11 protein-coding genes are annotated in these 13139 nt (G+C 60.6%); all 11 read left to right on the top strand.

The annotated features are described in order from the left end of the window. The first annotated feature begins 32 nt into the window (after positions 1-32). The 11 genes from O6P39_RS02505 (at position 33) to O6P39_RS02455 (ending at position 13064) form a co-directional block, all read left to right on the top strand. Positions 33-677: a hypothetical protein gene (locus O6P39_RS02505; RefSeq protein WP_275609907.1), complete on the top strand. Its 645-nt coding sequence runs from the start codon at positions 33-35 to the stop codon at positions 675-677. Continuing rightward, the gene (locus tag O6P39_RS02500; RefSeq protein ID WP_275609906.1) at positions 674-1378 is read left to right on the top strand and encodes a hypothetical protein; all 705 of its coding nucleotides are present in this window, start codon (positions 674-676) and stop codon (positions 1376-1378) included. Before O6P39_RS02505 ends, O6P39_RS02500 begins: the two co-directional genes overlap by 4 nt. Then, positions 1379-2062, top strand: coding sequence for a protein phosphatase 2C domain-containing protein (locus O6P39_RS02495; protein WP_275609905.1), 684 nt, complete (start codon positions 1379-1381; stop codon positions 2060-2062). A gap of 60 nt (positions 2063-2122) precedes the next feature. Then, complete coding sequence (locus tag O6P39_RS02490) at positions 2123-3670, top strand: class I SAM-dependent DNA methyltransferase (RefSeq protein ID WP_275609904.1); 1548 nt, start codon at positions 2123-2125, stop codon at positions 3668-3670. Then, positions 3663-5048, top strand: coding sequence for a restriction endonuclease subunit S (locus tag O6P39_RS02485; protein ID WP_275609903.1), 1386 nt, complete (start codon positions 3663-3665; stop codon positions 5046-5048). Before O6P39_RS02490 ends, O6P39_RS02485 begins: the two co-directional genes overlap by 8 nt. A gap of 114 nt (positions 5049-5162) precedes the next feature. Further along, positions 5163-6449, top strand: coding sequence for a hypothetical protein (locus tag O6P39_RS02480; RefSeq protein ID WP_275609902.1), 1287 nt, complete (start codon positions 5163-5165; stop codon positions 6447-6449). Between the two features lie 109 nt (positions 6450-6558). Continuing rightward, positions 6559-7485, top strand: coding sequence for a restriction endonuclease (locus O6P39_RS02475; protein WP_275609901.1), 927 nt, complete (start codon positions 6559-6561; stop codon positions 7483-7485). Between the two features lie 85 nt (positions 7486-7570). Next, complete coding sequence (locus O6P39_RS02470) at positions 7571-7885, top strand: hypothetical protein (protein ID WP_275609900.1); 315 nt, start codon at positions 7571-7573, stop codon at positions 7883-7885. 948 nt (positions 7886-8833) lie between these two features. Next, positions 8834-9157: a hypothetical protein gene (locus tag O6P39_RS02465; RefSeq protein WP_275609899.1), complete on the top strand. Its 324-nt coding sequence runs from the start codon at positions 8834-8836 to the stop codon at positions 9155-9157. A gap of 161 nt (positions 9158-9318) precedes the next feature. Continuing rightward, positions 9319-11499, top strand: coding sequence for an EAL domain-containing protein (locus O6P39_RS02460; protein ID WP_275609898.1), 2181 nt, complete (start codon positions 9319-9321; stop codon positions 11497-11499). Then, entirely contained in the window at positions 11496-13064 is a 1569-nt protein-coding gene (locus O6P39_RS02455) for a PAS domain-containing methyl-accepting chemotaxis protein (protein ID WP_275609897.1), read from the top strand. The genes O6P39_RS02460 and O6P39_RS02455 overlap by 4 nt, the downstream gene beginning before the upstream one ends. Positions 13065-13139 lie beyond the last annotated feature (75 nt).

Genomic DNA, 13139 nt, shown 5'->3' with positions numbered 1-13139 from the left:
AGGACAAAGGACAGTCACTAGCCGAGGCCGCAATGAAGAGTCAAGACGTTCTATTGCTGATCAAGTTGATCTGCCTTGAGCAGCGCGAGCGCCTACAGCAAAGGCTCGATAGCGAAACTGCAGAGCTAATTAAACTCGGCGATGTCTACGCATCCGACCAATGGCAAGGCTGGGAAGATCATTCAGAGCAAGATCCTCCCGTCCACCACGACAGCTACTCCGTTCGCGCACTGCAAGCATCACTCGGCATCAGCAAAACCGAAATTGCCTCTGCGCTAAAACGCTGTCAGCACATCGGGTTATTGCGTGTAGACCCAAACACCCAGCTGCCTCGGGTCAACAGCAAAGCACTACTGGGTTTTATCGAACATGGACTGCGCTACGTATTTCCAGTCAAACCGGCAGAAATTGTCCGAGGTATCCCCACCAGTTTTTCCGCGCCCGTGCTGCAGGACAAGCTAATGAGCGGCGGCGACCTTATCCATGTCTGGCCAGACGCTTACGGCAATCGCAAGGGGCAATCCATTACTCCCCTATTCAAGACAGTACCGGGGGCGGTCAAGAAAGACCCTCTCCTATATGAGTATCTGGCCTTGATAGATGCAATACGTCTGGGTAATGCCAGGGAGGCCAATCTCGCCAACCAGATTCTGCGTGAAAAGGTTCTGCAAGCATGAGCCACACACACAACATCCAAATGCTCGAAGTGGTTGCCCAGGCGCTCGCACAAGACTTTTGCCAAGAGGTTGCATTCGTCGGCGGTTGCACGACAGCCCTGCTGCTGACTGATGAACTCAGCCGGGAAGAAGTGCGCTACACCGACGATGTCGATTTGGTTGTTCATCTCACCGGCTATGCCCAGTGGCCAAAGCTGGTCGAGCAACTGCAACAAAAAGGCTTCAGGCAATCACAGCAGGATGACGTCATCTGCCGCCTGCGTCTCGGTGAGTTGAAGGTCGACTTCATGCCCGAAGATGCCGAAGCCGCCGATCTGCTGGGCTGTAATAACCGCTGGTTCAAGGACGGCCTGGCCAACGCACAGTGGCACGCGCTACCTAGCGGCTGCCGAATTCGCCTATTCACCCCACCCTACTTTCTTGGCAGCAAACTGGAAGCCTATGCCGGGCGCGGAATGCAGAACCCATTGGCTAGCCAGGATCTTGAGGACATTCTCAACCTGGTCAACGGTCGCGAAGAACTGTTGCAGGAAGTCGACGCTGCAGCCCCCGAACTACGCGCCTACCTGGCAGAAAAGCTCACCGCACTGCTAGGCACTAACGACTTCGGCTACCTGGTGCAGGACGCCGCTCGTGGCGATAACGAGCGTGAGCAAATTATCTGGCAGCGCTTGCACCATATCGCCCAGGTAGCGACCTGAATGCGCGCAACCCTGCAATGGCACACCCAGGCCGGCACCATCACAGCCGACAACCGGGATACCTGCGCCCATATCGAGCCGGCCCATGCCAGCCTCTACCTGATCGCTGATGGCAGTAGCAGCCACCCTGGCAGCGGCGAACTGGCCAAAGCCCTGCTTGCAAACCTCACCCATGACTTCAGCCTCTTGCCTGCAGCTGAGCGGAACCCAGAGCAACTGGCCGAAGCGCTACTGCAGATAATCGCCAGCAGCCATCAGACACTGCGTGATGAGCACCCACAGGCAGCCTGCAGCTACCTGGTGCTATGCCTGCTCGCCGATGCCGCGTTCAGCATTCACGAAGGCGACTGCTGCCTTGGGCTGATCGAACAAAGCGGCACGATCAACTGGCTGAGCAACGCGCACTGCGCCCTCAACTGGCAAGGCAACCTCACTCACGCAGAAATTGCGCAAGAGCCATCACGCCACAGCCTGACTCGCTGCTTTAGCCCCAGGCGTGCAAGCGATCCCGAGATAAACCACTGGCCTCTTGAGCCAAACCAGCATTGGCTGCTGGCCACTGACGGCTTCTGGGCAGGCCTTAGCCCCCAGGAACAACAGAATTTTTTACGCAACGGCAACCTGCCCGCGCCGCCCACCGATGACGACATCAGCTGCCTGAGCATCATCACACCGCCAACTTGATGAGCCGAATAACACCCCCTATTTGGCTCACGGCCCTATAAATCAGTTTGAGACCCCACCATGACCAACTCAGACATCGTCCAGAAGCTCTGGAACCTCTGCGACGTGCTGCGCGACGACGGCATCAACTACAGCGACTACGTCACCGAACTGGTGCTCCTGCTGTTTATCAAGATGGAATACGAACAGGCCCAAAGCGGCAACCAGTTCGAGCACAAGCTGCCCGCAGGCGCACGCTGGCCGGATCTCACCGAAAAATCCGGTCTCAACCTGCTCAACCACTACCGGCAGATGCTGCTCGACCTGGGCAAGAACGAAGATCCGCTGATTGCAGCCATCTACGCCGACGCCCAGACCCGCCTGAAAGAGCCGCGCCACCTTGAGCAACTGATCAAGAGCCTGGATGGCATCGACTGGTTCAGCGCCCGCCAGGACGGCCTCGGTGACTTGTATGAAGGCCTGCTGGAAAAAAACGCCAGCGAAACCAAATCCGGCGCCGGCCAGTACTTCACCCCGCGTCCGCTGATCGACAGCATTATCCGCTGCATCAAGCCACAGCCCGGCGAAGTGATTCAGGACCCGGCTGCCGGCACCGCAGGCTTTCTGATTGCCGCCGATGCCTATATCAAGCAGCACACCGACGACCTATACGACCTCAATGAGAAAGCCCGCAGCTTCCAGCGCAACAAGGCCTTCATCGGCATCGAACTGGTACCCGGCACGCGCCGACTGGCCCTGATGAACACCCTGCTGCACGGCATGGAAGGCGACGAAGAAGGCGTGGTGCATCTGGGCAACGCCCTTGGCCAGGTCGGCGCTAGCCTGCCGAAGGTCGAGGTAATACTCTCCAACCCACCGTTCGGCACGGCCAAAGGCGGTGGCGGTCCAACCCGCGACGACCTCACCTACAAGACCAGCAACAAGCAACTGGCCTTCTTGCAGCATATCTACCGTGGTTTGAATCCTGGTGGCCGTGCGGCCGTGGTTCTGCCGGACAACGTGCTGTTCGAAGCCGGCGTCGGTACCGAAGTGCGCCGTGACCTAATGGACAAATGCAACCTGCACACCATCCTGCGCCTGCCCACCGGCATCTTCTACGCCCAGGGCGTAAAGACCAATGTGCTGTTCTTCCAGAAAGGCACTGCCGCCAACCCGCGCCAGGAACAAGGCTGCACCCAGCGCGTCTGGGTCTATGACCTACGCAGCAATATGCCCAGCTTCGGCAAACGCACCCCCTTTGGTGCTCAACACCTCAAGCCCTTCGAGGACGCCTACGGCGATGACCCCAACGGCAATAGCTCGCGCGCCGAGAATGTCGAAGGCATTGGCGAGCTCAGCCGCTTCCGAGTGTTTACCCGTGAACAGATCCGCGAACGCGGCGACTCCCTGGATATCAGCTGGCTAAAGGATGCCGATAGCCTGGATGCAGCCGACCTGCCCGCCCCGGAAGTGTTGGCCGGTGAGGCCATGGCCGAACTGACCGAAGCCCTGCATGAGCTGGAAGAGTTGATGAAAGCGCTGGGTGCGGGGGATGAAGTGGCGGCGCAGAAGCAGTTGATGGCGGAGGTGATGGGGCTTTCAGTGGTGCAGGAGGCCGGGGATGAGTGAGTTGCCGAGTGGGTGGAACTACTTCTCGCTGAATGACCTTGGCGGCTTATCCGGCGGCAAGACTCCTTCGAAAGCCAATCCCGTGTTCTGGTCGAGTCCTGATGTTCCTTGGGTGTCGCCCAAGGATATGAAACGGAATTTGCTGGAAGACGCCGAGGATCGAATTTCGCAGGTAGCCGTCGCGGAGGCCAGTATGGCGCTCTATCCGGCGGGTTCGGTTCTGATGGTGACGCGCAGCGGGATTCTTCAGCACACTTTCCCGGTTGCTTTGGCCAGTGCCGAGCTAACCGTCAATCAGGACATCAAAGTTCTGAGGCCAGTCGAGGGCATAGCGCCGAAGTTCGCGTTTTACCTGCTTAAGAGCCACGGGGGCGAAATTCTGTCTGCGTGCTCGAAGGATGGCACGACCGTACAAAGCATCGACTCGGAAAAGCTCGAAGCCTTTCAGTTTCCCTTGCCGCCATTCTCCGAACAAACCCGCATCACCCAAAAACTCGATGAATTGCTGGCCCAGGTCGACACCCTCAAAGCTCGCATCGACGGCATCCCAGCGCTGCTCAAACGCTTCCGCCAATCCGTCCTCGCCGCAGCGGTTTCCGGGCGATTGACGGAGGAGTGGCGTTCGGCGTTTTTTTCCGAGGGTGCCCAAGAAAGCTCGATAACTGGGTGTTCAGAAGATTTTGCCTGGCCTGTTGTACGTCTAGGCGAGGTAGCTCGCGACTTCTCATATGGCAGTTCTTCGAAGTCACAGCCGATTGGCGATATTCCAGTCTTACGCATGGGTAATATCCAAGGCGGTCGCCTTGATTGGGGCGATCTGGTTTTTTCTTCTGACAAAGAGGAAATCAAGAAGTACTCATTGCAGGCGGGAGACGTACTGTTCAACAGAACGAACAGCCCCGAACTGGTTGGAAAGACTGCAATTTATAAAGGAGAGCAGCCAGCTATCTACGCGGGATATCTAATTCGCGTAAGGTGTGGCGAGACACTTGCTCCGGAATTTTTGAATTACTGCCTGAATAGTCCGCAGGGGAGAGATTACTGCTGGCAGGTCAAAACCGATGGCGTAAGCCAATCGAACATCAACGCGAAAAAGCTTGCTGATTTCCGGTTTGGTTTACCCTCCGTTGAGGAACAAAAAGAGATCGTTCGCCGCGTCGAACAGCTCTTCGCTTTCGCCGACCAACTGGAAGCCAAGGTCACCTCGGCCAAAGGCCGCATCGACCACCTGACCCAAAGCATCTTGGCCAAAGCATTCAGAGGCGAACTGGTCCCACAAGACCCGAACGACGAACCGGCCAGCGTGCTGCTGGAACGCATCAAAGCCCAGTGCGCCGCCGCACCCAAGGTCAAGCGCGGCAGAAAGGCCTCGGCGTGAGCCGCATCGAGTCCATCTTTAGCCCTAACGAGTCACTCCGGGTGATTCGCTAAGGCGTTAACCACAATCGAGGCACGGAATCGCTGCATGACTGTATTTACGAATGGAGTTCGAATGGTCGATATCACCTATCGATTCCATCCGGTGGGCCAGGGACTATTCGCATCTGGGCGCATCATCCATAACTATAGATTACACAATTGGACGCCCCCTGCTTTCAGCTGGGTCTACGACTGCGGGACAAGCAGCTCCGTCAGCAAGTTCCTCATTCCTGAGCTCAACCAGTTCGGGGGAGAATCGATGTTAATGGGCAACGGCGTTGATCTCGTCACGCTTTCTCACTTTGACAGCGACCACATTAATGGGCTTACCGAGTTACTCGAGCGCGTTTCAGTTCAAACTCTCCTCTTGCCACTGATCCCTTTATGGAAGCGGCTTGAGCTGGCCTTTATGGATAGTGTTCGTCTGGAAAGTGACACCATGGGCTTCTACCTGAATCCAGTTGCCTACCTGATTAAACGCTTTCCTGAACGAATTCAGACCATAGTGCTGGTGCCCGCAAATTCCCCACCGCCTGAGGAGTTTTACGAGGATATCAACGAACCTAAGCCTTGGGTGGAAGTCGGGCGAAGCTATGTCGCAACCGAGTCCAAGCTAGAGCCAGAAATTGCCGAAGAACTTAAAGAGCTTTCCCAAAATCAGATCCGCACCATTCAGCAGTTAGCACCCGCAGGCACGATTCAGGTTTCTCAGTTTTGGGAGTTCATGCCCTATAACGATCTAGATCTTTGCCCCCCACTGCCCAAGTGCTTGGTTGCCCATGTAAGGGGGCTTCGTGACCTATTGCTTTGTAGCGCTATTTCCAAACGCCAGAGATCTGAGCTGTTAAAGGAAATCAAAATTCACTATGAGCTGCACACTGGCAGCTCTGCCCATGCACGCAACCGTATTTCACTCTTTCTCTATGCAGGCCCTATTGGACGAGTCACCGTATCTAAAACAATTGGCTCTACCTTCATTAGACCGGGCGGCGTGGAGACAAAAGCCAATATCAACCTACCGTTTAGCCCTACGGCACAGCAGCGACTGTCGGTGCTTTACACCGGCGACGGATACCTCAGCGATCAACGCAGTGTTGATGCTCTATTTGCTTATTTAGGATCTTCACGAATTGCCAGCCTAGCCTGCTTGCAAGTGCCACATCACGGAGCCAAATCTAACTGGACAGCAGGGCATGCCGCGCAGTTTGATCCTCATGTGGCAGTATTCTGCAGCGACCCAACCCGGAAGAACCTTAGACACCCACACAGCGAAGTGGTGAACGACTTTAGTGGTTACTCAACCGTATCCGTCGATAAGAAAAGAGGGGCCGTTATCGAGGGAACCCTAGCCCTTCACTGATAAAACTGAAGCTGGGCGAGTTATTTTTCGACCATCAGCTAGATCGCCACGTCCAGCTGCGCGAACACGAAGAGCTTTTGCCTAACACGCATGTAAGGATACAGAGCCAATGTCCGTACCGACCTACGACCAGTTTATCGAACCCGTCCTGCGCTTTCTTGCGGCTCGCCCGAACGGTGCGACAGCAGCGGAAACCCAGGAAGGCGCGGCCCTCGCCCTTGATCTGAACAGCGCTCAGCGCGAGGAAACCATCGCCAGCGGTCAAGCCACCTACAAGAACCGCGCCGGTTGGGCACATGATCGGCTCAAGCGCGCCGGCTACTCCAGCAGCGCCAAGCGCGGCTATTGGAAGCTGACCGAGGCGGGTTTCGCCTTCGCCCAAAGCCACCCGGCCCCGCTCAGCGCCAAGCAGGTCGAGTATCTGGCGGTGAATTTCATAAGCGTGAAGCTGAAGTCCGCCCCCGATGCCGCCTCGTTGGACGAGACCGACGACACGCCGACGCCAGCCAATCTTGCCACCAGCAGCCCGCAGGAGCGCCTCGAACAGGCAATTTATGAGCTGCGGGGCAGTGTCGCCGGCGACCTGCTGGACAACCTGCTGCAAGCCAGCCCGACCCGTTTCGAACATATCGTGCTCGATGTGCTGCATCGTCTGGGCTACGGCGCCAACCGTCAGGCCCTGCAGCAGGTCGGCGGCAGCGGCGATGGCGGTATCGACGGAGTGATCTCGCTGGATGCCCTGGGCCTAGAAAAGGTCTATGTGCAAGCCAAACGCTGGCAAAGCACGGTCGGCCGCCCAGACCTGCAAGCCTTCTACGGCGCCCTGGCCGGCCAGAAAGCCAAGCGCGGCGTATTCATAACCACCTCCGGCTTCACCGCCCAGGCGGTCGACTTCGCCCGTTCGGTCGAAGGGCTAGTGCTGGTCGACGGTAAACGCCTGGTCAACCTGATGCTGGATCACGAGGTTGGCGTCAGTTCGCAGCTCTACAAGGTGCCGAAACTCGACAGCGATTATTTCGACGAATCACTCGGATAGGTTAAAACGCCTCACACAAGCGATGCCAAAGCAGGGCAACAATTATTGCAGACTGCAAATGCTCACCCCCACATAAGGGAAAATAATGACTTATAGAAATATTGAATTCAAAAAAATAGCCCTTCAACATCCTGAAACTTATGTCGCAATGCTGAAGGATGGAGTTGAACATTGGGAGTCAAGCTTTGATAACGCGATATTGTGCGACAACAACTCCGACAACTACCCTGCACTTAGGGCCTTCTTTCTCAGCGAGGGCTATTCATATGATTTTTTTAAAATAGAAGCTGGCGGATGTGACCATACCAACTGGATTCGAGGGCGAAACGGGGATGAGATTCACACCAGCATTAGCTATCAGAGCGCAGACTATATCGAGCTGAATGCCCTTTCAAAATAATATCGCCCCAGCACCTCAGCCCCCTATGCAGGGACCGCAAGTAGCGATGATGGGATAAAGCAAGCGCTGCCTTCCCAGTCAGCGAGGAGGCAGGGCTCTTGGTTTCAAAAGTCTCGACAGTACAAAAATCGGTACACTGGCGGTACAGTGCCCAGCTTTTGCAGATTTCGCTCAATTACGCTTAACCCGCTCTACGACGCTGCCTCCAGCTCACTGTACCTGCGCTAACCTACGCACGATTTCACTGGGCTTGCAGCGTTTCTAGGCAACTCATAATCCTTTGGTCCACGGTTCAAGTCCGTGTGGGCCCACCACCCTTTCAGCAAAAAGCCGCGCGGATGCGCGGCTTTTTCGTTTCCACACGTCAGTGAGCCGATTGAGTGCGCTATTCGGCTCACGAGATGGCCGAATGCTCATCTCAGCAACTGACGAATCGCCCTACGCGTTGCTGAGGCAGATGGAGCAGGTGGAGGGGCAGCTGATGAGCGTGATGGACTGACGGGGCAAGCTCTGGATTCGCTGGAGCGATGCGGTGCGGTTGATGGAAGAGGATCTGCGCTCTCTGCGCTGATCCTCTGGCTGGGCCAGCGCAAGCGTTGTTCGCGATGAAGCCGCGTCCCGCGTTCGCGGGGATGACGGGTGCGGCATGGAAGTCTGGCGTGAAGCCAGCCCCTCACCCCAGCCCTCTCCCGAGGGAGAGGGGGCAGATCGCGCCAACGGCTACCACGGTCTCATCCTTCAATTTCCGCTAGCGCCCCTCTCATCGAAGAGGGGCGTTCCCTGTAAATCCGCACCTCGCTGCGAGCCCACCAGGCTTCCCCTCTCCTCCCACAATGCGAGCCGCATCACACCGACCATCGTCGGGACCCACCTGCGCATGACGGGGATCAATGCTCAATACCCACAGCTCATTAAATTGATGTCCTTTTGCCACCAATGAGCTTTGTCATGACTCTCCACCGGTTCCCGGTGCAGCTGCTGGTCACCTCCCAGGACCCGGCGCAGGCCCGTCAGGTTCGTGCGTTGCTGGCTGCCTACGGTCTCCCCTGTGCGGTGCTCGAAGGCCCTGGGGACTGCGAGCAGGCGCCGCTGTGTCGCTGGTTCAAGGACGCACCCTTGAGCGATGCGGCGCAGCTGCATGCGCTGCTGGCCGATGCCATCGGCGTGCTGGAGCGCAGCCGCCACGCCTTCCGTTCGCGCGAGTTGGGGGAGTTGCGGCGCCGGCTCAGCACCGCGCTGGAGGAGTTGTCGGGGCCGCGCGCACTGGTGTAAAACTCTCCGACCCGCGTTCCGCTGCTGCGGAAGCTGGCTTTGCCGGGCAGGACTTGTGGGCCTGCAAGACAAAGCGCCGTGTTTGTCGCCGTTCATTCGGCTGACGAGCCGGCGCTTTTTTCATGCCCGAACAAAAACCAGCCACCCGCAAGGAGCCAAGCATGGGCCTGGGACCGAAGCTCGACAGCGTGCTCGAGCGCATCGGCCTGTCGATGACGGAAATCGAACAGCGCCTGGAGTACCTGAACTGGGGCGAGGACGATGCCCGTCAGTTGAACGGACGCGCCAGTGAACTCGATCTGTGCCACCGGCAATTCATCGATCGACTCTACGACCATCTCGACCATTTCCCCCACCTGGCGGCGATCCTCGCCGACCCGGCGACGCTGGAGCGCCTCAAGCGCAGCCAGTTCGAGTATTACCGCCAGCTCTGGGACGCCCCGCAGAGCGCCGACTATGTGCGGGATCGCCTGCGCATCGGGCTGGTGCACCAGCAGGTAGGCGTGGAACTGAAGTGGTACCTGGGAGCCTATCGGCTGTACCTGGAGCACATGCTCGACGAGTTGCTGGGCGATGCGCTGGAAACGGCGAGCTTTTCCAGCCTGCTCAAGCGGGTGTTCTTCGACATGTCGCTGGCCATCGATACCTACGGCGCGGCCCAGCGCCAGGCGCTGGAGGACAGCGAGGCGCGCTTCGCCCGTGCCCTGCGCGGGGCCAATGACGGCATCTGGGACTGGGACCTGGGCAACGACCGCCTCTACGTCTCCGAACGCTGGGCGCGCATGCTCGGCCTCTCCCGCGACAACCTGGGCGAGAGCAGCACCAGCTGGTTCGCCCGCGTGCACCCGGACGACCTGCCGGGCCTGCGCCAGGCCATCGATGCGCACCTGCGCGGCAGCAGCCCGCTGCTCAATCACGAGTACCGCATCCGCCAGCGCGACGGCGGCTATCTCTGGGTGCAGGCGCGTGGGGTGATCACCGACGGGCGCATGGCCGGATCGCAGACCGACATCAGCCAGCGCAAGGCCAGCGAGCACCAGCTCAGCCACGCGGCGCGCCACGACCCGCTGACCGGCCTGGCCAACCGCCTGCGCCTGGACGAGCTGCTGCAGCAGGCGCTGATGCGCCAGCGCCGCCCCGGTGCGCGCGAGTCCGCGCTGCTGTTCATCGACCTGGACCGCTTCAAGCTGATCAACGACAGCCTCGGCCACGCGGTGGGCGACCGGGTGCTGGTGGAGGTCGCCCAGCGCCTGCTGCGCTGCCTGCGCCTGGGCGATCACCTGGCGCGCTTCGGCGGCGACGAGTTCGTGGTACTGCTGGACGACCTGGCCAGCCTGAACGATGCCGAGCAGGTCGCCCAGCGCATGCTCGATTACCTGCACCTACCGCTGAACGTGGACGGCCGGACGCTGGTGGTCAGCGCCAGCATCGGCATCACCGGCCTGATCACCGACGGCCAGGCCATCGACACGTTGCAGGCCGCGGACCTGGCGCTGTACCGCGCCAAGGAGGCCGGCAAGGCGCAGTACGCGCGCTTCAGCCAGGAACTGCAGGCTGAGGCGCAGCGCCGGCTCGATCTGGAGAGCGCGCTGGCCCAGGCGCTGCGCAACGAAGAGTTCAGCCTGAACTACCAGCCCATCGTGCGCCTGGACGGCGACGAGGTCCGCTGGGTGGCGGTGGAGGTGCTGCTGCGCTGGAGCCGCGAAGGCGAGGCGGTGTCGCCGCTGCAGTTCATTCCGGTGCTGGAGGAGTCCGGGGAGATCGTCCGGGTCGGCGACTGGGTGCTGCGCCAGGCCTGCCGGCAGACAGCGCTCTGGCAGCGCGAGGGGCGCAAGGACCTGTACTGCTCAGTGAACCTGTCGAGCCGCCAGTTGCAGCAGCCGGGATTCGCCGCGCGGGTCCGGCAGATCCTCGCGGAAAGCGGGCTGTCGCCGTGCAGCCTGGTGCTGGAAATCACCGAGAGCCTGCTGATGCAGGACGGCGCGGAAACCCTCGCCTGCCTGCGCGAACTGGCCGCCCAGGGCGTGCGCCTGGCGCTGGATGACTTCGGTACCGGCTATTCCTCGCTGGGCTATCTCAAGCGCTACCCGCTGCACATCCTGAAGGTGGACCGCAGCTTCATCACCCGCGTGCCCGACGACCCGGAGCTGAGCGCCATCTGCCGGGCGATCATCGGCCTCGGCCATAGCCTGGGACTGGAGGTGGTGGCCGAAGGCGTCGAGCGCCAGACGCACCTGGACTTCCTGCACCAGGAAGGTTGCCGCTATGCCCAGGGCTTCCTGTTCGGCCGGCCGCAGGCGCCGGAAGCACTGTTCGAGAACAGCCCGGAGCTGCCGCGATGAAGCTGAACCTGCCGGTCACCGGGCGCCAGGTCGAGGTCCCGGAACACGCCAATATTCTCTCCACCACCGACCTCAAGGGCGCGGTGAGCCACGTCAACCCGGACTTTCTCGCCATCAGCGGCTTCAGCGCCGAGGAGCTGCTGGGGTTCAACCACAACCGCGTCCGCCACCCGGACATGCCGCCGGCCGCCTTCGCCCACCTGTGGCAGACCCTGCAGACCGGGCGCAGCTGGATGGGGCTGGTGAAGAATCGCTGCAAGAATGGCGATCACTACTGGGTCAGCGCCTTCGTCACGCCGATCCGCCGCAACGGTCGGGTGGCGGAATACCAGTCGGTGCGCACGCGGCCCAGCGCCGCGCAGGTCGAGGCTGCCGAGCGGCTGTACGCCGAGCTGCGGGAAGGCGCGGGAGTGTCCCGGCCGCGCTTGCCGCTGATGGCGCAGTTGCTGATCGGATTGGGCGTTGCTCAAGGGGCTGGGGCCTTGCTGGGGATCTTCTTGCCTTTCTTCGTGCTGCCGGGTTTCCTGCTTTCGCTGGGGCTCGCCGGCGGCTGGGTGTGGCTGCGTCTGCGCCCGCTCGATGCGTTGATCAAACGCGCCCGGAGCATCGCCGACAACCCGCTGAGCCAACGCCTGTACTCGGGGCGAGACGACGAGTTCGGCGAGCTGGATTTCGCCCTGCGCATGCTGGAGGCGGAAACTGCCGCGGTGGTCGGGCGCATGGCCGACGCTTCGCAGCAACTGGCCGAGCACGCCACGGCGCTGGCCGACGCCATGGCCGGCGGCAGCGCGGCCACGCAGTTGCAGCAGCGCGAGACCGAGCAGGTGGCCAACGCCATGCACGAGCTCGCGCAGAGCGTGCAGGAGGTGGCCCGCCATGCGCAGCACAGCGCCGTGGCCGCGCAGTGCAGCGAGCGCATCACCCAGTCCGGACATGACGACGTGCGCAGTACCCGTGGCCAGCTCGCCGAACTGGAAGCCGGCGTGCGCCAGGCCTGCGCCGCCGTCGAGCAGCAGCAGACGCACAGCGAGGCGATCTCGCGGATGCTGGAGGTGATCCGCGACGTGGCCGGGCAGACCAACCTGCTGGCGCTCAATGCCGCCATCGAGGCGGCGCGGGCGGGCGACAGCGGGCGCGGCTTCGCGGTGGTCGCCGACGAGGTACGCGCGCTCGCCTCGCGGACCGAGGAGTCCGCGCGGGATATCCAGGGGCTGATCGGCAATCTGCAACGCGGCGCCGAGGATTCGGTGCGCGCCCTGTGGCACTGCTGCGAGCAGGCGCTGGCCAGCCTGGAGCAGGCCGGCCAGGCCACAGGCACGCTGGAGCGGATCAGCGAGCAGGTGTCGTCGATCCAGCGCATGAGCTTGGAAATCGCCACGGCCATCGAGCAGCAGGGTGCGGCCAGCGAGGAGGTGCAGCGTAGCCTGCAGGCGATCCGTGGATCGGCCGACAGCAACGCGGCCAATGCCGGCACCTGCCAGCGCAGTGCGGCACGCATGGCGGAGTTGGCTGGGGCGTTACGTCTGCTGGCGGAGCATTTCTGGGAGGGAAGCCGGAGCGTCTAAGGCTTGGCGGGGCGACGAAGGAGCTTTTTGTAGGAGCGAGCTTGCTCGCGAACCGGGCCCGCTGCGGGGTTTGTT

This window comes from Pseudomonas sp. PSE14 (assembly GCF_029203285.1).
Taxonomy (GTDB): Bacteria; Pseudomonadota; Gammaproteobacteria; order Pseudomonadales; family Pseudomonadaceae; genus Pseudomonas.
The sequence above is the reverse complement of the archived record's forward strand: the minus strand, read 5'-3'. Positions and strand labels throughout refer to the sequence as shown.